The 21,577-nt window shown below is 70.0% G+C and carries 15 protein-coding genes; 6 read left to right on the top strand and 9 right to left on the bottom strand.

Annotated features, from left to right (window positions below; all coding sequences use genetic code 11):
- Both J2739_RS26450 and J2739_RS26445 read right to left on the bottom strand, forming a co-directional pair.
- On the bottom strand, nucleotides 1-620 hold a 620-nt coding region (locus J2739_RS26450; protein ID WP_405053959.1), incomplete at its 3' end, for an AAA family ATPase.
- Nucleotides 621-675: 55 nt separating this feature from the next.
- Complete coding sequence (locus J2739_RS26445; RefSeq protein WP_309907271.1) at nucleotides 676-3,348, bottom strand: helix-turn-helix transcriptional regulator; 2,673 nt, start codon at nucleotides 3,346-3,348, stop codon at nucleotides 676-678.
- 246 nt (nucleotides 3,349-3,594) lie between these two features.
- Between J2739_RS26445 and J2739_RS26440 the strand changes: the two genes are divergently transcribed.
- Entirely contained in the window at nucleotides 3,595-4,611 is a 1,017-nt protein-coding gene (locus tag J2739_RS26440; RefSeq protein WP_309907269.1) for a Bug family tripartite tricarboxylate transporter substrate binding protein, read from the top strand.
- Nucleotides 4,612-4,629: 18 nt separating this feature from the next.
- On the opposite strand, the gene J2739_RS26435 is transcribed toward J2739_RS26440, so the two are convergent.
- The 7 genes from J2739_RS26435 to J2739_RS26405 all read right to left on the bottom strand — a co-directional run bounded on the left by J2739_RS26435 (nucleotide 4,630) and on the right by J2739_RS26405 (nucleotide 13,657).
- Nucleotides 4,630-6,186 carry a phospholipase D family protein gene (locus tag J2739_RS26435; RefSeq protein ID WP_309907267.1) on the bottom strand — a complete coding sequence of 519 codons (1,557 nt, stop codon included), beginning with the start codon at nucleotides 6,184-6,186 and terminating at the stop codon, nucleotides 4,630-4,632.
- 38 nt (nucleotides 6,187-6,224) lie between these two features.
- A complete protein-coding gene (locus J2739_RS26430) occupies nucleotides 6,225-6,869 on the bottom strand; it encodes a CDP-alcohol phosphatidyltransferase family protein (RefSeq protein ID WP_309907265.1) in 645 nt (214 codons plus the stop codon).
- Between the two features lie 89 nt (nucleotides 6,870-6,958).
- Nucleotides 6,959-7,714, bottom strand: coding sequence for a glutamine amidotransferase (locus J2739_RS26425; protein WP_309907263.1), 756 nt, complete (start codon nucleotides 7,712-7,714; stop codon nucleotides 6,959-6,961).
- 8 nt (nucleotides 7,715-7,722) lie between these two features.
- Entirely contained in the window at nucleotides 7,723-9,162 is a 1,440-nt protein-coding gene (locus J2739_RS26420) for a GTPase/DUF3482 domain-containing protein (RefSeq protein ID WP_309907261.1), read from the bottom strand.
- On the bottom strand, nucleotides 9,159-10,550 hold the full coding sequence (locus J2739_RS26415; protein ID WP_309907260.1) for a DUF2868 domain-containing protein: 1,392 nt from the start codon (nucleotides 10,548-10,550) through the stop codon (nucleotides 9,159-9,161). The genes J2739_RS26420 and J2739_RS26415 overlap by 4 nt, the downstream gene beginning before the upstream one ends.
- 187 nt (nucleotides 10,551-10,737) lie before the next feature.
- On the bottom strand, nucleotides 10,738-12,711 hold the full coding sequence (locus J2739_RS26410) for an ABC transporter ATP-binding protein (RefSeq protein WP_309907258.1): 1,974 nt from the start codon (nucleotides 12,709-12,711) through the stop codon (nucleotides 10,738-10,740).
- Between the two features lie 46 nt (nucleotides 12,712-12,757).
- A complete protein-coding gene (locus J2739_RS26405) occupies nucleotides 12,758-13,657 on the bottom strand; it encodes a LysR family transcriptional regulator (protein ID WP_309907256.1) in 900 nt (299 codons plus the stop codon).
- A 97-nt stretch (nucleotides 13,658-13,754) separates the two neighbouring features.
- On the opposite strand from J2739_RS26405, the gene J2739_RS26400 reads away from it, so the two are divergent.
- The 5 genes from J2739_RS26400 (at nucleotide 13,755) to J2739_RS26380 (ending at nucleotide 21,338) form a co-directional block, all read left to right on the top strand.
- On the top strand, nucleotides 13,755-14,597 hold the full coding sequence (locus J2739_RS26400; protein WP_405053961.1) for a DODA-type extradiol aromatic ring-opening family dioxygenase: 843 nt from the start codon (nucleotides 13,755-13,757) through the stop codon (nucleotides 14,595-14,597).
- A 44-nt stretch (nucleotides 14,598-14,641) separates the two neighbouring features.
- Nucleotides 14,642-15,529 (top strand): alpha/beta fold hydrolase, encoded by an 888-nt coding sequence (locus J2739_RS26395; protein WP_309907252.1) that lies wholly within the window; start codon nucleotides 14,642-14,644, stop codon nucleotides 15,527-15,529.
- Between the two features lie 118 nt (nucleotides 15,530-15,647).
- Nucleotides 15,648-16,529: a hypothetical protein gene (locus J2739_RS26390; protein WP_309907250.1), complete on the top strand. Its 882-nt coding sequence runs from the start codon at nucleotides 15,648-15,650 to the stop codon at nucleotides 16,527-16,529.
- The gene (locus J2739_RS26385; RefSeq protein ID WP_309907248.1) at nucleotides 16,498-17,928 is read left to right on the top strand and encodes a DNA polymerase Y subunit UmuC family protein; all 1,431 of its coding nucleotides are present in this window, start codon (nucleotides 16,498-16,500) and stop codon (nucleotides 17,926-17,928) included. The genes J2739_RS26390 and J2739_RS26385 overlap by 32 nt, the downstream gene beginning before the upstream one ends.
- 14 nt (nucleotides 17,929-17,942) lie before the next feature.
- Nucleotides 17,943-21,338: an error-prone DNA polymerase gene (locus J2739_RS26380; protein WP_309907246.1), complete on the top strand. Its 3,396-nt coding sequence runs from the start codon at nucleotides 17,943-17,945 to the stop codon at nucleotides 21,336-21,338.
- Nucleotides 21,339-21,577: the final 239 nt, after the last annotated feature.

Genomic DNA, 21,577 nt, shown 5'->3' with positions numbered 1-21,577 from the left:
GCATGGCGCCACAGCGCCTGCACTTCCCGCCTGGAGAAGCTCAGGGTGGTCTCGTCGAACTCTGCCACTTCACGCCGGGCACGCCAGCGTCCCAGTGCCAGCGGAGGCTCCACGCGCGATGCGATCACGAGCGTCCAATTCTGCGGCAGGCCTTCGAGCAGATGGTTCAGGAACTCGAAAACGCGTGCGTCGGAAACGGCATGCAGATCGTCCAGCACGATCACGCCGCCGGCCGGCGCCTCGGTGACCTCGAGGGTGCCGACCAAGGCGGATGCCGTCTCGCGCAGCCGGCCTTGGGCCACCCGCTCGAGCAAGGCTTCGGGCGCCAGGCGCCAGGGCGGGTCCAGGGGTTCGAGGGCCTCGATCAGATGGGACAGCAGCCGCTGGAGATCGTCTTCCTCATCTGCGGCGAGCCAGGCGACCGCGCAGCCGGGCGGCAGGCGCTGCAGCTGGCGCGACAGCGCGGCCGTCTTGCCGTAGCCGGCCGGCGCCACCAGCAGCACGAGGCGCCGGCTCGTCAATGCCTCGCCGAGCTGCTCTTCGAGCTCGCTGCGCTCGATCAGGCCACTGCGGAAGCGGGGCGTCTGGATCTTGGCTCTGGCGAGGCTGGCGGACTGCATAAGGCTTTCAGACTATAGACCTGCAAACAATCGGCTTATTTGCCGGCGGTGCGCTCTAAAGGCCTCGGTCGCCAAAACCTGCACGGTTCCCGAACTGCGTCCGATACCAGTCGGCGGCCTGCATGCGCGACGCCAGATCGAGCCGGTCCAGGATGCGCGCGACGTGCCGCTTGACGGTGTGCGGACTCAGGTCCAGGGCGCGGGCGATCAGCTTGTTGCTCTGGCCGTCGGCCAGCAAGGCGAGGACTTCGAGCTCCCGGTCGCTGAGGCCCGCGTCGTTGCGCGCCGAGGCATGCGGCCGTTCGTGCGAGCCGGTCTTGAACCGCCGTGCGAGCTCCATCCACTGGCGCAAGGTCGCCAGTCCTTCCGCGGATGCGGCATTCCCCCAGGACGCGAGCGACAGCGCGGTCAGAACCTGCCTGCCCATGAACAGGATCTGGCCCACGTTGCCGGTCGCCGCAACCCTCTCGATCAAGGGCTCCAATGCTCGCCAGGCGGCTGCCGGCGAACCGTCGGCGAGCTCGGCGAGCGCCAGCTGAGTCCTAACGGTCGCATCCAGGGAGTTGGTGTCGAGCATGGCCGATGTTGCTACCAGCTCGCGAAGCATCGCCAGTGCTTCGCAGACCCGTCCTTCCTGCAGAGCGAGTTGAGCCTGGAAGGTGCTCAGAACCTTCTGCATGCCGGGGTTCTCAAGGCTGGCTTCGAGCTCGAGCGCCGACACGTGCATGCGCACGGCCGGCCAGTCCCCGATGGCGGCAGAGACTTTCACGGCGGTGCCACGAAACACCAGGGCCAGATCGCTGTTGCGATCCAAGAGGGTCGTATGTGCGGCGATGGCATCGCGGGTGGCGCACACGGCCTCCTTGTCGTCGCAGATCACCTGGTGGTAGACCTTCAGACTCAGCAGGCGAATGCGCAACGCTGCGGGCTGCCCCAGCCACTGGGAATCTTCTTCGATCCTCTCGAGTGCAGCCTCCGTCTCGGCGACCTTGCCTTGCCATAGCAACAGCCAGGCTTCCATCAGGTTCGCGTTCGCCTGCAGGGACCAGTGCCTGTCGCCTGCGGCCTCCCTGGCGCCGCTGACCAGACGCCCGATCTGTGCGCTTACGCCGGGGCGGCTGATGAACATGTTCACGCGAGACATGCAGCGAAACCAGAGCTCGGCGGCGGCCCCTTGCATGAGCAGGTCGACCACTTTCGCAAGGCGATTGCCGGGCCCGTCGGCCGGGCCGTGGTAGGCCTCGTACCAGAAGTCCAGCAGCTCGGTGAGGGTCTCGGTTTCGAGGTCCATCGGCAGGGCGCGGACCGCCTGGCTCAGGCGGCGGGCATCCTGCATGCGGCCGCAGAAGAGCGTGGCCAGCGCTTGCACCGCCCGCGCCCGATTCGCATCGGCATGCCGTCCCAGCGCGTCGAAGCCGGCCGCGGCTTGCTCCATCGCCGAGCGCACCGCGCTGTACTGGTACTGCGGCCAGGCACACAGGCCGCGGGCATAGGCGAGCGAAGGCGAGCGGGCCTGGATGTCGGGAGGGAACTGCTCGACGATGCGAAGCACCTGGGCGCCTTCATCGCCGGCCAGCATATCCGCGGTGGCGTCGGCCAGGCCCTGCTGCGCCTCGTCCCAGGCGCCCGCGCGCAGGTACATGAGCGTGCGGCGCACGGGGTCTGTCTCGCCCTGGGCGGCAAGGCGCAGCAGCGCCGGCACCTCGTCGGGATGGAGTCGGCGCAGGCGCTCCTCCAGGAAGTCACGGAAGAGATCGTGCAGGCGCAGGGTCAAGTCGTCGCCGTCCAGTACGGAGACGAAGAGGCGACGACGCTCGATGTCCTCCAGCAGCTCGGCTGCGCGCGGATTGCCGCTGAGCTGCTCGCAGCGCGGCACCGTGAGTTCGGGAAGCGGCGAGCAGCGCAGAAGAAACGCTTGCAGTTCGCTCGGCAAGTCTTCGAAGACTTCGCTGGCCAGGTAGTCGAACAAATGGCGCCGGTTGTGCCAGATGCCCTTGGGGACCTTGGAGGTCGACCTCTGCGAGGCCTCGAGGCTCAGGCACAGCCCGGCGGGCCAGCCCTGGGTACGGTCGAGCAGGTGTCCCGCCTGTTCGGGGTCGTCCTGCCCGGTGGCGTGGCGCCACAGGTCCTGCACTTCCTTTCGGGAGAAGCCCAGCGTCGTTTCGTCGAACTCGGCGACTTCCCGTTGTGCACGCCAGCGCGCCAGCGTCAGCGGCGGCTCCACGCGCGTCGCGATGACGAGCGTCCAGCGGTCCGGCAAGCCTTCGAGAAGATGGTTCAGGAACTCGAAGACACGGGCGTCGGCGACGGCGTGCAGGTCGTCCAGCACGATCACGCCGGCGGCCGTGTCCGTGGCTTCGATCGCGCCGTGCAGAGCAGACGCCGCCTCGCGCAGCCGGCCCTGGGCGACCAGGTCCAGCAAGGCCTCGGGGGCCAGGCGCCACGGCGGATCCAGGGGTTCGAGTGCTTCGATCAAGCAGGAGAAGAGCCGGGGGAGATCGTCTTCCTCATCCACGGTGACCCACGCGACGGCGCAGCCGGGCGGCAGCCGCTGCAGCTGGCGCGACAGCGCGGCTGTCTTGCCGTAGCCGGCGGGCGCCACCAGCAGCACGAGGCGACGGCTGCTCATTGCATCGCCGAGCTGCTGTTCGAGCTCGCTGCGTTCGATCAGTCCGCCGCGGAAGCGTGGGGTCTGGATCTTGGCTCTTGCGAGGCTGGCGGACGGCATGGGTGAAGCGGACTATAGACCTGCAAACCACGGCTTGCGATAACGATCGCAGCCCCTGCGATAACGGTTTTCCGCCCGTTCAAAGGCGAGAGAAGCCGATTTCGTTGCCAGCTCGCCAAGGGCTGGCGGGGCCTCGCAGATCCCTGCAGCGCAGCGAACCGCGCGATCCCGGCACATGGGTAATTCCCTGCGTCCGAGGCGATGCGGAATGTGAAACTCGGCGTCCTGCGTCAAGAGGAATCCGAGATGAGACTTCCTTTCCTTGCCTGTCGCCGCACGGCACTTGGCATGGCCGCCGCCGGCGCGTTGCTGGTGGCCGCCGGCCTTGCGAGCGCCCAGGGGACCTGGCCGGACAAGCCAGTGCGGATCGTCGTGCCCTTCGCGCCGGGGGGCACGACCGACATCCTCGCGCGTGCGATGGCGCCAGAGCTGTCGAAGGCCTTCGGTCAACAGTTCATCGTCGAACACCACACGGGCGCCGGCGGCAATGTGGGCGCAGAGATGGTCGCCGAATCGCCCCATGACGGCTATACGCTGTTGATGGGTACCGTCGGCACGCACGGAATCAACCGCGCGCTCTATCGCAAGCTGCCTTACGACCCGATCAAGGACTTCGCGCCGATCACGCTGGTGGCCGTCGTGCCGAACGTGATGGTGATGAACGCCGAGAAAGCGAAAGCGCTCGACATCGACAACGTGGCGAACTTCATCGGGTACGCCAAAGCCCACCCGGGCAAGCTCAACATGGCCTCGGGCGGCAACGGCACCTCGATGCACCTGGCCGGCGAGCTCTTCAAGACCATGAGCGGCACCTTCATGGCGCACATCCCGTACCGCGGCGCGGGGCCGGCGTTGATGGACCTGGTCGGCGGCAATGTCGACGTGATGTTCGACAACCTGCCTTCGTCAATGCCGCAGATCAAGGCCGGCAGGCTCAGGGCGCTGGCCGTGACCACTTCGCAGCGCTCGTCGGCGCTGCCTGATGTGCCGACGGTGGAGGAGGCCGGCGGGCCTGCGCTCAGGGGCTACGACGCCGGTTCGTGGTTCGGCCTGCTGGCGCCCGCCGGCACGCCGCCCGAGATCGTGAATCACCTTCAGCAAGAGGTCGTCCGGATTCTGCGCACCCCGGGCGTCAGCGAGAAGCTGCTGGCCCAGGGCGCCATCCCCAGTGGCATCACGCCGGCCGAGTTCGCCAGGATGATCGCCAGCGAACAAGTGAAGTGGGCGAAGGTGGTGAAGTTCTCTGGGGCGCACGTGGATTAGAGGGCCCGTCGACGCAGGCTAAAGCAGCCACTCGATCGGCAGCAGCGACAGGAAGTCCACCCACAGGCGCCGCAGCCCGCGCGTGTCCGGCTCGCTGCCGTAGCGCATCTCGCCCTCGGGGCCGCGCTCGATCCACTCCATGGTGCCGCCTTGCCGGGACAGGCGCACCTCGTAGGCCAGCGTCGGCACGACCTCGTCGATCTGCACGCTCAGGCGTCGCGCGAGGCTCGGGCTGTCGATCACCACGCCCATCTCGGTGTTGAGGTGCACCGAGCGCGGATCGAGGTTGAGAGAGCCGACGAACACGCGACTGCGGTCCACCGCGAAGGTCTTCGCATGCAGGCTCGCAGCCGAGCTGCCGCCGGGATTGCGGCGCTTTTCCTCATCCGGCCGCGGCGGCGCAGCAGCGCTGGGCTTGAGCTCGTAGAGGATCACGCCGGCGGCCAGCAGGTCCTCGCGGTAGCGGGCGTAGCCGGCATGCACCGCGGCGACGTCGGTCGCGGCCAGCGAGTTGGTCAGCACGCGCACCGTCACGCCGCGCCTGGCCAGCGCGCCGAGTTCCTGCGCGCCTTGCGCGCCGGGCACGAAGTAAGGCGACACCAGGTCGAGCTCGCGCCGGGGTTCGCCCATCGCTTCCTTGAGAAGGGGAAACATGAGCTGCGCCTCGCGCCCGTCCGGCGACGCCTGCACCTTCGACGGCAGGTCGCTCACCACGCGTGCATCGGCCCACTCGAAAGCCAGGCGGCGCGCGGCCACTTCGCGCATCAGCGGCGTCTGGCGCACGGCCTCGAGATAGCGCTGCGTCTCGGGCTGCCCGCGGATTTGCGCCCATTGCGCGAGCAGGCCTGACGCGGCATCGGGCGCCGCCCTGGGGAGCAGGGCGGCCACGGGGTACGCGGCCTCGCTGTTCCAGTACAGGTCGAACTCGCGCGAGACCTCGCGTACCACCGGCCCCACCGTGACGACGTCCAGGTCCTGGAAGCCGAACTGCTGGTCCGCGCCGTAGTACTCGTCGCCCACATTGCGTCCTCCCACGATGGCAGCCTGGTTGTCCGCGGTGAAGGACTTGTTGTGCATCCGGCGGTTGACGCGCGAGAAGTCGAGCGCGAAGTCGCCGGCGCGCAAGCGGCGGTTGGCAAAGGGATTGAAGAGCCGGACCTCCAGATTGGGATGCGCATCGAGCGCGGCCAGGGTGCCATCCAGCCCGGCGGTGTTGTTGTCGTCGATCAGCAGGCGCACCCGCACGCCGCGCTCGGCCGCCGCCCAGGCGGCCTCGAACAGGAGCTGGCCCGTGGTGTCGCCGCGCCAGATGTAGTACTGCATGTCCAGGCTGCGCTCGGCAGCCTGCGCCAGCGCCATGCGCGCCGCGAAGGCCTCCTGCGCGGCGATCAGCGGCAGGATGCCTGAGCGGCCCGGATGCGCGGCCAGCTCCGGCGCAAGCGCCTGACCGAGGCGGGTGTCGTCGGTGCTGGTGAAGGCCGCCGAGGGCGTGCGCTGCACCGTCGCCGGCAGCGTCGCGCAGGCCGCGAGCAGGCAGGCCAGCGAAAGAGCGAGAAGAGCGCGCACGAGCCGCATGCCCGGAGCGTAACCGGGGCGAGGCCGTGCGCCGGCGCTCACAGCTTCGGGATGCGCAAGGTCTTGCTGATCATCAAGGTCCCCGAGAGCGCGAACAGCAGCGTCAAGGGGTGCAGCACCCAGGGCCCGAGCACCCATGCGCCGCCCCAGACCTCATCGCCGAGGCGGCCTTGCCAGGCGGCCCAGGCCAGCACGGCGACCAGCACCACGCTGGTCGGGATCGGCGTGCCCTCGAAGTACTTGACCTTGGCGCCGCCGTCCGAGAGTGCCTCGGCCGTGACGTTGTAACGGGCGAGCCGGCTCACGCCGCAGCACACGAAGTAGGTGAGGATCAGGCAATCCCAGCCGCCCTCCAGTCCGGCCGCGAAGCCGAGGGCGGCGGGCGCGACGCCGAAGGAGATCACGTCGGCCAGCGAGTCGAGCTCGCGCCCGAGGGCCGACTGCGTCTGCCGCCAGCGCGCGATGCGGCCGTCGAAGACGTCGAAGACGAAGGCGGCTGGCGCCAGCGCGGCCGCCCAGAGGAAATACGGGAGCTGCTGGCTGCGGATGTAGGCCATGGCGAGGAAGACGACGCCGACGCCGCAGGCCGCATTGCCCAGCGTGAAGACGTCGGCCAGGTGGAAGCCGCGGATCATCGAGAAATGCTTGCGAGGCCGCGCCGCGATCGGGGAGGGGGTGGACATGGCTGTTCTTCAGTTGGACAGGATGCGACGCACCTTAGCGCAACTGCCGCACCCCGGATGTAGTCGCCGTTCGACGTTGGCGTGGGGGATCAGGCCGGCGCTGCCGCGGTGGCCTGGTGCGCTTCCGCGATGCAGGCGAAGCGCCGCAGGAGGCCGGTCGAAGCCTCGGCGTCCGCGACGCGGGCGCGCAGCGCGTCCGGGTCGGCACCGCGCTCGCGCAGCTCATCTGCCGTGCGGTCGATGTAGTAGCGCATGACTTCGGCGTCGAACTCGGGATGGAACTGCAGGCCCCAGGCGCGTGGCCCGACACGGAAGGCCTGGTGAGGTTCGAAGGCATTGCCTGCCAGGCGCACGGCGCCTGGGGGCAGCCGCACGGCGCTCTGCCAGTGCACCACATGGGCATCGAAGCGCGCGGGCATCTCGCCCAGCAGCGCGTCGCCGGCGGCTTCCGCCGCCAGTGCGATGCCCACGGTGCCGATCTCGGGGCCGCCGGGATGGCCGCCGGCCTCGCCGCCCAGCGCATGCGCGAGCAGCTGATGGCCGAAGCAGATGCCCAGCAACGGCGTGCCGTGCGCGACCAGCTGCGCGAGCCAGGCGCCGGTGGCCTCGGACCAGGGCTCGCGGTGCGACACCATGGCGTGCGAGCCGGTCACGATGGCGCCCGAGATCTGCTGCGGCGCGGGCAGCGTATCGCCTCGGCGCGGATCGAGCACCACCACCGGCAGCCCGATCGGACCCAGGCCGGCCAGCACCCAGTGCTCGAAATCGCCGCGCTGCTCGCGCAGCGGACCAAAGGTGTCGCCGGCCTTGATGATGGCGAGCGGTCGGGGGGTGGCGTCATCCATGGCTGCGATCATGCCGCACCGGGGCCGGCGTTCTCCAGGGCCTGGATGGCCGCGGGCACCTGCTGCGCCACCCGCAGCACCACGTCGCGCCGCTGCGGCGCCTCGCGCCAGCGCAGCCGGGTCTCGCTGTCCCAGTCGGGGTGGCTGCGCGCGGGCTGCGCGGCACGCACCAGTTCGGCCAGCGGGCGCCGGGCGCCTTCCAGCTCGTCCGCCGGCGCGCCCGCGGCAATGCGATCGACGGCCGCATGGCCGCGCTGCTCGAGCGCGCGCAGCAGTTTGAGCTGCCAGGCGGCGAGCACCACCAGCACGCTGTCTTCGACGGTGAGCTCGTGCACGTCGCGCAGCTTGTTGGCGAGCTTGCGGCCCAGCGGCCCGAAGCCCTGCGAGAGCGCGCCGCCGATGGCGCCGCCCAGTGCCGCGCCGGCCCCCAGCGACAGGCCGGCGAGCGCGAGGTCGGCCACCACGCCGACGGCGGCGCCCACGGCCACGCCCTTGCCGAGGAGGATGCCGGCATGCTTCAGCGCCTCGGGATGGAAGAAGTCCATGGTCCAGCGGCCTTCCACCAGCGTCAGCGGCGCCTCGTCGGCATCGTTCTCGCGAAAGCCGTAAAGGGCCAGCAGGTCGGAGGCGCAGCGCTGCGCCTTGTCGAACAAGGCCTTCCGCAGGGCGGCGATCAGTCGCTCGCGGCTGCTCTCGATCTGGAACTCGACGGCGGAGGCCGTGCGCCGCATGGCAGCGGCATCGACCAGCAGCTCGGCGATGCGCTCGCCGGCCGCCTCGCGACGACGGGCGGACTCCGCGTCGAGAAAGGCGGCGATCCGGTCCAGCTGCGGGCGCCGCTCGCGCAGCAGGGTGGCGAGATCGCGGTAGAGCTCGCGCTCGGCGCCGACGAAAGGAGCCGCCGCGTCGAAGCGCACCACGACGTGCAGACCGTAGGCGGAGAGCAGCTCCTTCCACGCGCCTTCGCGGCTGCCGGCTCCGCGCAGGAAGTTCAGCACCGGCAGCAAGGGCCGCGCGCACGCGCCGAGCAGCTCGATCTCGGCGCGGAACTTGGGCAGCACCGGCTCGCGCGCGTCGATCACCAGGAAAGCGGCATCGACCTCCAGCAGCGCGCGCAGCACCTTGGCCTCCTGCTCGAACACACCGTGCGCCTCGGGTCCGGCCAGGAAGCGGCGAATGCGCTCCGGCGGGGTGAGCTCGCCGCGTGCGTCGAAGCCATCGATGTGCTCGCGCAGCGCGACCGCATCTTCCAGCCCCGGCGTGTCGAGAAAGCGCACGGCGGCGCGGCCATCCACCCGCAGCTCGATGGCTTCGACGTGGCGCGTGGTGCCGGGCTGGCGCGACACCTCGCCGAAGTCCACGCGCCGCGTCAGCGTGCGCAGCAGCGAGGTCTTGCCGGCGTTGGTGTGGCCGACCACCGCGATGCGGATGGGTTCTTGTGCGCTCATCCGGCCATCGTCCATCCGCGCAGCGCGTCCTGGGGTTCGTCGCTGGCCTCGATGCGCTCGAGGCCGGCATCGGCGAGCCAGGCATGCCAGCGGTTGCGCGCTTCCGGCGTGGCGCCGCCACCCTGCAGCCAGAGCCGGCATTCGGTACTGAGCGCAGCCACCTCGCGCAGGAAGCGCTCGGTGCCGCGGTCGGGAGTGGCGGCGGCGTTGCAGCCGACCAGCACGCGGCGCGGCCGCAGCCGCGCCAGCAGGTCCAGCGCCTCGCGCCGGCCGCTTGCGCTGCCGTCGGTGCGCAGCGTTTGCGCGCCCGCCGCGTCGAGCGCGGCCGGCGGCCAGGGCAGCTCCTCGGGCAGCTCGAAGCCGATCGCCATCAGCATGTCTCGGGTCTGGTCGGCGGCGAGGCCGGCCAAGGCGCCGCGCCGTGCGCTGCCGGGGTCGTCGTCGACGATCTGCCGTGGCGCCAGCGCTTCGAAGCGCGCCAGCAGCCGCTGTTGGTAGGGCTGCGAAACATCCGGCTGCAGTGCCTTCCGGCGCGCGCGCCAGACGCCCGCGCACAGCAGCGCGAGCACGAGGCGCGGCAACAAGCCGTAAATCAGAATGCAACCCGCGAGCCACAGCGCCCAGTCGCGCTGGCCGGCCGCAGTGGCCTGCGGCGACAGCACGGTTTGCGCATCCGGCACAGGGAAGCCCAGCCACGAGGGCGCCCGGCCCAGCCACTGCACGGCCTGCACGAAGAAGTCCGGTGCGAGGATGGTCGTTTCCCAACTCAGCGTGTAGCGGCGAAAGGCGAGGTCGAACAACAACACCGCCAGCACCACGAAGAAGGACAGCGACCAGATCGCATGGCTCACGAAGCCCAGCGCCCAGGGCGCGAGCCGCGCGCGCACCAGCAGCCGCGTGGCCGCGCGCAGCAACAGCGGTGCCTGCCCCCGGCGCCCGCCGGCGACGCGCGCGGTGAGCGCCAGCCAGAGCCAGCCGAAGGAGAGGTTGAGAGCGCCGAGGGGCAGCACCAGCCCGAGCAGCCACAGCAGCAGGGTCAGCAGATGCAGGCCCAACAGGCTGGCCAGGGCCACCACGACGTTGATGCTGCGTTCGCTGCCGCCGACCACGCTGCCGGCGAGCGTGAGGCCGCCGAGCACGATCAGGGCCACCAGGCCCAGCAGGATCCACGGCGCCCAGGCGCGGGCGCGTGCCAGCTCGTCTTGCAGTCCGATGCGCTGCCCGAGCAGGCGGGCCCGCTCGACGATTCGGCCGGCGCCATCGGTGCGAAGTGCCACTGCCTCGCGCACCGCCTGTGCATCGTCGAGCGGGCCGGCTTCTTCGACCAGCTGCACCGCCTCGGCGATCGTTGCATCCTGAAAAGAATAGGGGAGCGCTCCGGGGTTCAACGGCTTCCTTCAAGGAGAGCGCGGAATTATGCCCGGGGGCCCCTGATGAAAAACGGGGCCGCGAATGGCCCCGAGATACCTGCCCGCAGGGTCAGGAACATGCGGCGCTGGTGGTTTCAGCGCAGCCCGAAGAAAGACAGGACGGCCACCACGACCACGACCAGACCGACGATGTAAATGATGGAATTCACGGCGCAGACTCCTCTTGCATTGAAGACAATTCCAGACTGCCAGCAACGGGGCCGCGTCCTGTAGTCGCCTGACCTCGCGTACTGTAGGACTTGCCAGGGATTGCGGGTCCATGGTCCTCGTCGCCCTCGTCGTCCTCGCCCAGGAAGCCCCCGCTCTGGTGCGCCCAGAGCCGCGCGTAGAGCCCGCCGCGAGCCAGCAGCGTCGCGTGGTCGCCCTGCTCGACGACGCGGCCCTGGTCGAGCACGATCAGCCGGTCCATGGCCGCGATGGTGGACAGCCGATGCGCGATCGCGATCACGGTCTTGCCTTCCATCAGCCGGTACAGGCTGGCCTGGATGGCGGCCTCGACCTCGGAGTCGAGCGCGCTGGTGGCCTCGTCGAGCAGCAGGATCGGCGCGTCCTTCAGCATCACGCGGGCGATGGCGATGCGCTGGCGCTGGCCGCCCGAGAGCTTGACGCCGCGCTCCCCGACGTGCGCTTCGTAAGCACGGCGGCCGGTCGCGTCGCCCAGCGTCTGGATGAAGTCGTGCGCCTCGGCGCGCTCGGCCGCCGCGCGGATCGCCGCCGCGCTCGCATCGGGCCGGCCGTAGGCGATGTTGTCCGAGACCGAGCGGTGCAGCAGCGAGGTGTCCTGCGTCACCATGCCGATGTGCGTGCGCAGCGAGTCCTGCGTGACGTGCGCGATGTCCTGGCCATCCACCAGGATGCGGCCGCTTTCCAGGTCGTGGAAGCGCAGCAGCAGGTTGACCAGCGTGGACTTGCCGGCGCCGGAGCGGCCGACCAGGCCGATCTTCTCGCCGGGCGCGACGGTCAGCGTCAGGTCGTCGATCACGCGGCGGCTGCCTTCGTCCGCGTCCAGCCCGTAATGGAAGCTGACGTGCTCGAAGCGCACCTCGCCGCGCGGCACCGTCAGCGCGACGGCGTCGGGCGCGTCGAGCACGGTGCGTTGGCGCGACAGCGTCTTCATGCCGTCCTGCACGGTGCCGATGCTCTCGAAGAGGCTGGTCATTTCCCACATGATCCAGTGCGACATGCCCTGCAGCCGCAGCGCCATCGCGGTCGCTGCCGCCACCGCGCCGACGCCCACCGCGCCTTGCGACCACAGCCACAGGCCCATGCCCGCCATGCCGGCCGTCAGGCCCATGCTGAGCGTGTGATTGGTGATCTCGAAGGCGCTCACCAGCCGCATCTGGCCGTAGCCGGTGCGCATGAAATCCTGCATCGCCGCGCGCGCGAAGCCGGCCTCGCGGTGCGCATGCGAGAACAGCTTGACGGTGGCGATGTTGGTGTAGGCGTCGGTCACGCGGCCGGTCATCATGGCGCGCGCATCGGCCTGGGCCTTGCCGATCTTGCCCAGCCGGGGGACGAAGAACAGCAGCGCGCCGATGTAGAGCGCAATCCAGATCATGAAGGGCAGCATCAGCTGCCGGTCGAGCACGGCCGCCAGCACGATCATGGTGGCGATGTAGACGGTCATGGCCACCAGCACGTCGGCCAGCACGAAGAGGGTGTCGCGCACCGCCAGCGCGGTCTGCATGACCTTGGCGGTGATGCGGCCGGCGAATTCGTCCTGGTAGAAGGCCATGCTCTGGCCCAGCATCAGGCGGTGGAAGTTCCAGCGCAGCCGCATCGGCAGGTTCACCGCCAGCGTCTGGTGCTTGACGATGGTCTGCAGCGCCACCACCGCGATGCTGGCAACGAGGGCGATGCCCAGCCACATCAGCGTTCCGCCGCGCTCTTCCCACAGCCGCGCCGGGGACTGGTCGCCGAGCCAGTCGACGATGCGCCCCAGCATCGCGAACAGCAGCGCCTCGAAGGCCGACATGGCGGCCGTGAGCAGCGCCATCGCGGCGATCTTGCCGCGCAGCCCGTCGGTGCAGGCCCAGAGAAAGGCGAAGAAGCCGCGCGGGGGCAGGGCGGGTTCGGTGGAGGGGTAGGGGTGGAGGAGTTTTTCGAAGTAGGTGAACAAGAGGGACTGTCTCCAGAGAGGCGTCACTGTAGCGGGGTGCACATGCTTATGCGTCCTGCAAGGGCTTCGCCAGCCGCTCCCCCAGAAAGTCGATGAAGCTGCGCATCTTCGGCGCCATGTACTGCCGGCTCATGTAGACCGCGAACAGCGTGATCGCCGGCGCCGTGTACTCCGGCACCAGCCGCAGCAGCCGGCCCGCTTCCAGGTCCTCGTCCACCAGCCACTCCGGCAGAAAAGCCATCCCCATGCCCGCGCGCACCGCATGCAAGGTGAGCGTGGTGTCGTCGGATTTCATCACCGGCTGCAGCCGCAGCGGCGCCTGGCGTCCGCCTGGGCCCTTGAGCGTCAGGCCCTCGATGTTCACGTAGCTGGGCACGATGGCGTGGAGCTTCGCCAACTCGGCCGGCGTCGCGGGCCGACCGGTGCGCGCGAGGTAATCGGGCGCGGCCACCAGATGGAACTGCAGGCGGATGAGCGGCCGCGCGATCAGCGCAGGCGAGGGCTCCTCCGTGGCACGCAGCGCGAGGTCGTAGCCGTCGGCCGCGAGATCGACCTTGCGGTTCTCCAGGTGCATGTCGACCAGCACCTCCGGAAAGCGCTCGCGGTAGTCGGCCAGCACGCGGGCGATGCGCGGGGTGGCGCACCACACGGGCGCGCTGACCTTGAGCTGGCCGCGCGGCGCCTCGTTGCGGCGGCTGATCGCGGCCTCGGCGGCGTCGAGCAGGTCGAGCGCGCGCCCGCTCTGCGCGTACCACGCCTGGCCGGCCTCGGTCAGGCTCAGGTGCCGGCTCGAGCGGTGCAACAGCCGCGCGCCCAGCGATCGCTCGAGCTGCGCCACATGCTTGCTCGCCATCGGCGCCGAGATCTCGAGGCGGGCGGCAGCGGCGGCGAAGCTGCCCGCCTCGACGACCTCGCGGAAGACGCGAAGGCTGGTCAGTCGGTCCATGGTCGATTTCCCCTGAGGAAAGGATTCGATGCATCCTAGCCTGTCGATTTCTCCATGGGAAATCCCTAGACTGGCAGCCAAGGAGCATTCCATGACCATGAGCATGAGCACGACCACGACGCGCGACACCCTTCCCACCTATTTCATCTCCCACGGAGGTGGCCCCTGGCCGTGGATGAAGAAGGAGATGGGCAATGCCTACGCGCAACTCGAAGCCGCACTGGCCGACATGCCACGCCAGATCGGCCGCACGCCCGAGGCCATCCTGATGGTCTCGGCCCATTGGGAGGCTCCGGCCTTCACCGTGATGAGCAACCCCAAGCCGCCGATGATCTACGACTACGGCGGCTTCCCCGAGCACACTTACCACGTTCACTACGACGCCCCTGGCTCGCCCGCGCTGGCGCGCCGGGTGCAGGGCCTGGTCGAGGCGGCCGGCCTGCCCGCCGCCTTCGACCCCGAGCGCGGCTTCGATCACGGCATGTTCTCGCCGATGGCCGCGATGTACCCGAAGGCCGAGGTCCCGGTCGTGCAGCTGTCGCTGCGGCGCGGGCTCGATCCGGCCGAGCACGTGGCGCTGGGCCGTGCGCTGGCGCCGTTGCGCGACGAGAACGTGCTGATCGTCGGCAGCGGCCTGAGCTACCACAACCTGCGCAACTTCGGCCCGCAGGCGCGTGAGCCGTCGAAGGCGTTCGACGACTGGCTGACGGAGACCGTCGAGGCTGCGCCGGCGCAGCGCATCGAGCGCCTGCTGGCCTGGTCGCAGGCGCCCGCGGCGCGCATCGCGCATCCGCGCGAGGAGCACCTGATCCCGCTGATGGTCGCTGCCGGCGCTGCCGGGCCGGATGCGGGCGTGCGCATCTACCACGAGGACGCCTTCATGGGGGGGCTCGCGGTATCCAGCTATCGCTTCGGCGCCGCGGCGGGCGAAGCGGCCTGAGCTGCAACCGCGCGAGGACTGCACGAGGACTGCAAAATGGGCCGGTGAGCGATCTACTTTCCTCTCCCGACTCGGAAGCCGATGCCGCCGCGCACCGGCTGATCACGCGCATCGCCGCGCTCTCCACCTCGCACGATGTCCTGCACGCCGGCCGGCGCGTGCGCTGGCGCCGCTTCGGGGGCGCCGACACGCAGCCGCCGCTGGTGCTGCTGCATGGCGGCCATGGCAGCTGGATGCATTGGCTGCGCAACATCGGGGCGCTGGCGGCCGCGCGCACGCTGTGGCTGCCGGACCTGCCGGGCTTCAACGATTCCGACACGCCGCCGCCGCCCTCGGGCGGCCAGACCGCGCTGGACTCCTCGCTCGAGGCGCTGGCCGTCACGCTCGACAGCCTGGTCGGCGCCGGCACGCCGATCGACCTGGGCGGCTTCTCCTTCGGCGGGCTGGTGGCCGCGAAGTTCGCGCTGCGGCGTGGCCATGTACGCCGACTGGCGCTGCTCGGCAGCGCGGGCCATGGCACGAAGCGCCGCATGGCGGCGGAAATGATCAACTGGCGCGCCGCGAAGAACCGCGAGGAGGAGCGTGCCGCGCTGCTGCACAACCTCGGCGCGCTGATGCTGCACGACCCGGCCGCGATCGACGCGCTGGCCTTCGCCATCCACGACGCCTCCTGCCACGGCACGCGCTTCCGCAGCAAGGACGTCTCCATGGCCGGCGGACTGCAGCCGGCGCTCGACGCCTTTGCCGGACCGACTCTGCTGCTGTGGGGCGAGCATGACGTGACGGCCGACGCGCGGCCGCTGGTGGCGCAGCTGGCGGCTGGCCATCCGCGGCGCGAGGGCGTCGTGGTCGACGGCGCCGGCCACTGGGTGCAGTACGAGCGCGCGGACGAGGTGAACGCGCGGCTCGCGCGGTTTCTGGCGCAGCCTTAGAGCGGCATCGGAGGTCGGCAGGCGGGGTAAGGGGGAAACCCGCCTGGCTCGCGGGTTTACAAATCAAATGAAGAGGCGGGCTGAGAAAACTGTATAAAAATACAGTTACTCGATCATCATGGGCCTGCCTTCCTTCGACTCCTTTTCCACCGCCGCCCGCCACAAGGTCTGGCGCGGGGACACGCTGGGCCTGGCCGATGGGCAGGTCATCGGCACGGGCCATGCGGCCCTCGATGCGCAGCTGCCCGGTGGCGGCTGGCCGGTGGGCGCGATGACCGAGCTGCTGCAGGCTGCGCCCGAGGCCCATGCCTGGCAGCTTCTGCTGCCGGCGCTGGCGCAGGCCGTGCAGGGGGGCGCCGGGCCCGTCGCGCTGATCGGCCCGCCGCAGGAGCCCTTCGGTCCCGCGCTCGCGGCCCAGGGCTTGCCGGTCGAGGCGCTGCTGTGGGTGCGCAGCGAGGCACCGCCCGCCGCCGAGCCGCCCCAAGGCGGGCGCGGCCTCCTCGGGGGGCAGCGAGGACACGCAGTGCCGAGCGTGGGGGCCCATGTGGCGAGATTGTGGGCCTGCGAACAGGCGCTGCGCTGCGCCGAGGTGGCCGCCGTGCTGGCCTGGCTGCCGCAGGCGCGCGTGGGCGAACTGCGGCGGCTGCAGCTCGCGGCAGCGCAGCACGATCGCCTGCTGTTCGTGTTCCGCCCCGACACGGCGGCCCATTCGGCGTCGCCGGCACGGCTGCGCCTGCGGCTTGCTGCCTGCGCCGCAGACGCCGCGAAGATCGATGTCCATATCCTCAAGCGCCGCGGCCCGCCGCTGGCGGCACCCCTGCAATTGCCGGCGCGCAGCGAGCGCATGACGGCGCTGCTGGCGGCCGGTCAGCTCAGGCGCAAGCTGCGCCAGCAGCAGGAGGGCGGGCTGCCATCCAGGACCGAGGGCGCGAGCGTGCTCCGCCTCGGCCTCCATCCCGAGCAAGGCCATGCACTGGATCGCATTGCGCTGGCCGCCTGAGATCGCGGCCGACGCGAAGGCGCTGCTGCCATCCCCGGAGGCACTCGGCTGGTGGGCCCTGCAGTTCACGCCGCGTGTCGCGTGGGTCGACGACGAAGCCCTGCTGCTCGAAGTCTCGGCCTGCGAGCGGCTGTGGGGCGGGCGCCTGGCCCTGATGCGCGAGATCGCGCGGCTCAATCCGGTGCCGGACGTCCCCGTGCAGCGCGCGCAGGGCGCCACCAGCCTGGTCGCGCTGGCGCGGCTGCGCATGTTCGCGCGCGGCGAGCAACCGCCGTACGAGCTGCCATCCGGCCTGCCGCTCGACACCTTGAGCGCAGCGCGCGACCACCTGGAAGTGCTGGCGCATCTGGGCTGCCGCAGCTGGGGCGATGTCGAAAAGCTGCCACGCGGCGGCCTCACGCGCCGTTTCGGCAAGGCATTGCGCACGGCCCTCGACGTGGCTTACGGCCTCGTGCCCGACAGCCATGAGTGGCTGCAACTGCCCGACGCATTCGAGCAGAAGCTGGAGCTCCCCGCGCTGGCCGAGGGCGCGCCCGAGCTCATGTGGTCGGCCAATCGCCTGCTGGCGGCGCTGCAGATCTGGCTGCGTGCGCGCCAGCGTGGCGTGGTGGCGATCGAGCTGCAATGGACGCTGGACCTGAAGCGCCTCAACGGCGTCACGCTGCCCCCGTATCAGCAGCTCACGGTGCGCACGGCCGAGCCCACGCAGGACATGGCGCATCTGCGGCGCCTCCTGTCCGAGCGGCTCGCGCTCACGACGCTGGCCGCACCCGCGAGCTGGCTGCGCCTGCGCTCGGTCGAGACCGCCCCCTGGGCCGGCGCCAGCACCAGCTTCCTGCCCGAAGACAACCGCAAGGGGGACAAGCTGCACGAACTGGTCGAGCGGCTCAGTGCGCGGCTGGGGCCGCAGCAGGTGCTGCGCGCGGTCGCGTGGGCCGATCACCGGCCTGAATGTCAGCAGGCATGGCAGCCTGCATTGCACAAGCCCCAGGCCGAGGCCTGGCCCCCTGCGGCGGCTTCGAAGTCCGGTGGCCGGCCGACGCCGGGCCGCCCCAAGACGGCCAGCGGTTCTCTGGGGGCGCAGCGAGGACACGAAGTGCCGAGCGCGGGGACTATCTACCCTCCCTGGCTGCTGCGCGAACCCTTGCGGCTGGAAGTGCGCGATGGCCACCCCTTCTTTCGCGGCGTGCTGCGCCAGCGGGTCGGGCCGCAGCGGCTGGAGGCCGGCTGGTGGGGCGGCCAGGGGCAGGGCGCGGAAGAGGGCGGCCATCCGGCCGTGCGCGACTACTACATCGCCGAGAGCCCGGAGGCGGGCCTGGTCTGGATCTTTCGCGAGCGGCCCTCGGCCTTCCTGGCCGACGAGGCGCCGCGCTGGTTCCTGCAGGGGCTCTACGCATGAGCGGGAAGAAGAACATGCCTGAGCTCAGCGACAAGCAGATCCTGAAGCGCAAGCGTGCCGCGGCCAAGGTGCATGCCCTGCCGCCGCGACTGCCGCAGCTCGAAGCCGGGCCGCCGATGCCGCCGATGCCGCCGATGTTGCCGGGGTTGCCGGCCTATGCCGAGCTGCACTGCCTCACCAACTTCAGCTTCCAGCGGGGGGCCTCGCATCCCGAAGAGCTCGTGCAGCGGGCCTACGCGCTGGGCTACGAGGCGCTGGCCATCACCGACGAATGCTCGGTCGCCGGCGTGGTACGGGCGCACGAAGCGCTGCGAGAGCTCCTCGAGACGCTCGACCCCTCGCAGCAGCACCCTTTCCGGCTGCTGTTCGGCAGCGAATTCCGCTTCGAGCGCTTCAAGCTGGTGGCGATCGCGCACGATCTCGAAGGCTGGGGCAACCTCTGCGAGTTCATCACCGCCGCGCGCACCACGGCACCCAAGGGCGACTACCAGGTGAGCTGGGAAGACAGCGACGTGGCCTCGCTGCGTGATTGCGAGATCCTCTTCGTGCCGCTGCGCACGCCCGGCGCCATGCCCGAGCTCGAAGGGCTCCGCGACGATGTGGCCGAGGTCGCGCGCCTCTTCGCGGGCCGCCTCTGGATCGCGGCCGAGCTGCCCAACGAGCTCGACGACGACCTCTGGCTCGTCACGCTGCTGCAGGCCGGCGCACAGGCCGGCGTTCCGCTGGTGGCGGCCGGCGACGTGCACATGCACGTGCGCTCGCGCAAGCCGCTGCAGGACGTGATCACGGCCGTGCGCGAAGGTCGGGCGGTTGCCGAATGCGGCTTCGCGCTGCAGCCCAATGCCGAGCGGCACCTGCGCTCGCGCCTGCGCCTGGCGAACCTCTATCCGGCCGAGCTGCTGGCCAACACGCTCGAGGTCGCGCGCCGCTGCAGCTTCGACCTGAACGTGATCCGCGAGCACTACAAGTACCCGCTCGAGAACGTGGCGAACGGCGAGACGCCGGCGCAGACGCTGGTACGCAAGACCTGGGAGGGGGCGCGCGAGAAGTACCCGCAGGGCCTTCCGGAGAAGGTGCGCAGGCAGATCCAGCACGAGCTCGATCTCGTCATCGAGATGCATTACGAGATGTTCTTCCTCACGGTGGAGGACATCGTTCGCTTCGCGCGTTCCCGCAACATCCTGTGCCAGGGCCGCGGCTCCTCGGCCAATTCGGCGGTCTGCTATTGCCTGGGCATCACCGCCATCGATCCCGAGACCGGCCACCTGCTGTTCGAGCGCTTCCTGAGCCGCGAGCGCCGCGAGCCGCCCGACATCGACGTCGACTTCGAGCACCAGCGGCGCGAGGAGGTGATCCAGTACATCTACCAGAAGTACGGCCGCGACCGCGCCGCCATCGCCGCTGTCGTGATCTGCTATCGCTCCCGCAGTGCGCTGCGCGACGTGGGCAAGGCCCTGGGCATCGATGCCCGCCTGGTCGACGAATTCGCCAAGGACCATTACTGGTTCGACGGCGTGGTGCTCGACCAGCGGCTGCAGGAGGCGATGCAGCGCACCGGCGTGCAGGAAACCATGCCCAGGCTGCTGCAGTGGATCGAGCTCACGCAGCAGCTGCGCGGATTTCCGCGCCACCTGAGCCAGCACGTGGGCGGCTTCGTGCTCACGCAGAGCAAGCTCACGCGCCTGGTGCCGGTCGAGAACGCCTCCATGAAGGACCGCTCCGTCATCCAGTGGGAGAAGGACGATCTCGAGGCCATGGGCATGCTCAAGGTCGACGTGCTGGCGTTGGGCATGCTGAGCGCGATCCGGCGCACGCTGGCCCTGGTCAATGGCTGGCGCCACTCGGCCATCGAGATGCACCACATCCCGAACGACGACGAGGCCGTGTTCGACATGATCTGCGATGCCGACACCATCGGCGTGTTCCAGATCGAGAGCCGGGCGCAGATGTCGATGTTGCCGCGCCTCAAGCCGCGCAGCTACTACGACCTGGTGATCGAGGTCGCCATCGTGCGTCCCGGTCCGATCCAGGGCGGCATGGTGCATCCGTACCTCAAGAACCGCGAGAAGTTTCGCAAAAGCGGCGAGATCGTCTACCCCTATCCCGATCTCATCCCGGCGCTGGGCCGCACGCTCGGCGTGCCGATCTTCCAGGAACAGGTGATGCAGATCGCGATGATCGCGGCGAAGTTCACGCCCGACCAGGCCGATCGCCTGCGCCGCTCGATGGCCGCCTGGAAGCGCAAGGGGGGCGTCGAGAGGTTCCGCGAGCCCTTGATCGAAGGCATGGTCGAGAACGGCTATGACCCCGCTTTCTCCGAAGCCATCTTCAAGCAGGTCCAGGGCTTCGGCGAGTACGGCTTTCCCGAAAGCCATGCCGCCAGCTTCGCGCTGCTGGTGATCGTGAGCAGCTGGCTCAAGCTGCACGAGCCCGCCTGCTTCCTGGCCGCCATGCTCGACTCGCAGCCCATGGGATTTTATTCGCCCTCTCAGCTGGTGCAGGACGCGCGCCGGCATGGCGTCGAGGTGCGGCCGGTGGATGTGACGGCGAGCGCGCTCGACTGCACGCTCGAAGCGCCGGTTTCTTCTTCTTCTGCCTCCAGGGCTGAGGCCAGCCCGGGATGGGAGCAGCAGCCTCCGCAAGCCATCCCGCCCCGCTTCGAGCATCGCCTCGGCCGCCCCCACCAACCCGCAGTGCGTCTCGGCCTGCGCCGCATTGCCACCCTCAGCGAAGCCGGGGCGGCCCGCATCGTCGAGGCCCGCACCCGGTCTCCCTTCACCAGCACCGAGGACCTCGCCCTGCGCGCCGAGCTCGACGCCAAGGACATGGCCGCGCTCGCTGCAGCCGATGCGCTGCTGGCGCTCTCGGGGCACCGGCGCCAGCAGGTCTGGGACGCCACCGCACAGCGGCGCGCGCCGGCGTTGCTCAAGGGCGTGCCCATTCACGAGCAGGCGCTGCAGCTGCCGCTGGCGCCCGAGGGCGAGGAGATCGTCGGCGACTATGCCTCGCTCGGTTTCACGCTGCGCCGCCATCCGCTGGCGCTGCTGCGCCCCCGGCTGGCGCGCCTGAAGCTCAGCAGCGCCGAGCAGCTGCGCGACCTGCCCAGCGGCCGGATCGTGCGCGCCTGCGGCATGGTCATGGGCCGCCAGCGCCCGCAGACCGCCAACGACACCATCTTCGTCACCCTCGAGGACGAGACCGGCAACGTCAACGTGATCGTCTGGAAGCACGTGGTCGATGCCTGGCGCGAGCCGCTGCTCAAGTCGCACCTGCTCGCGGTGCAGGGCACCTGGCAGCGCGACGTGGACAGCGGCGGCGAGGTGCGACACGTGGTGGCCACCGGTTTCCGGGACCTGACGCCGCTGCTGGGACGGCTGGCGAAGAGCAGCCGGAGTCGGGACTTCCACTGACCGGCACCCGGCTTGCCTCGGCGCGCACGAGGACCGGCGTGCCGGGGATCGCTTCAACAGGCGAAGCCCGCGCGCCCGTGGCCGGAACCCCCTTCATCGTCGGTGTCACTCAGTGGGTGCCTCAACGATCCGGAACGTCTTCATGTCTGCATCCCATTCGGTAATGCGCTCTTCCGCACCACGGAAATATCCAGACGAATCGTTGGCGGAGTCTCGCCCCAACACGCCAGTCCACCAGA

It is taken from the genome of Variovorax soli (assembly GCF_031454625.1).
Lineage (GTDB): Bacteria > Pseudomonadota > Gammaproteobacteria > Burkholderiales > Burkholderiaceae_C > Variovorax > Variovorax soli_A.
This window is presented reverse-complemented; position numbering and strand designations above follow the sequence as displayed.

Excerpts from the sequence above, each read along its gene's own strand:
- J2739_RS26445 (WP_309907271.1), bottom strand. The coding sequence starts at position 3,348 with ATGCCGTCCGCCAGCCTCGCAAGAGCCAAGATCCAGACCCCACGCTTC.
- J2739_RS26440 (WP_309907269.1), top strand. The coding sequence starts at position 3,595 with ATGAGACTTCCTTTCCTTGCCTGTCGCCGCACGGCACTTGGCATGGCC.
- J2739_RS26435 (WP_309907267.1), bottom strand. The coding sequence starts at position 6,186 with ATGCGGCTCGTGCGCGCTCTTCTCGCTCTTTCGCTGGCCTGCCTGCTC.
- J2739_RS26430 (WP_309907265.1), bottom strand. The coding sequence starts at position 6,869 with ATGTCCACCCCCTCCCCGATCGCGGCGCGGCCTCGCAAGCATTTCTCG.
- J2739_RS26425 (WP_309907263.1), bottom strand. The coding sequence starts at position 7,714 with ATGGATGACGCCACCCCCCGACCGCTCGCCATCATCAAGGCCGGCGAC.
- J2739_RS26420 (WP_309907261.1), bottom strand. The coding sequence starts at position 9,162 with ATGAGCGCACAAGAACCCATCCGCATCGCGGTGGTCGGCCACACCAAC.
- J2739_RS26405 (WP_309907256.1), bottom strand. The coding sequence starts at position 13,657 with ATGGACCGACTGACCAGCCTTCGCGTCTTCCGCGAGGTCGTCGAGGCG.
- J2739_RS26400 (WP_405053961.1), top strand. The coding sequence starts at position 13,755 with ATGAGCATGAGCACGACCACGACGCGCGACACCCTTCCCACCTATTTC.
- J2739_RS26390 (WP_309907250.1), top strand. The coding sequence starts at position 15,648 with ATGGGCCTGCCTTCCTTCGACTCCTTTTCCACCGCCGCCCGCCACAAG.
- J2739_RS26385 (WP_309907248.1), top strand. The coding sequence starts at position 16,498 with ATGCACTGGATCGCATTGCGCTGGCCGCCTGAGATCGCGGCCGACGCG.
- J2739_RS26380 (WP_309907246.1), top strand. The coding sequence starts at position 17,943 with ATGCCTGAGCTCAGCGACAAGCAGATCCTGAAGCGCAAGCGTGCCGCG.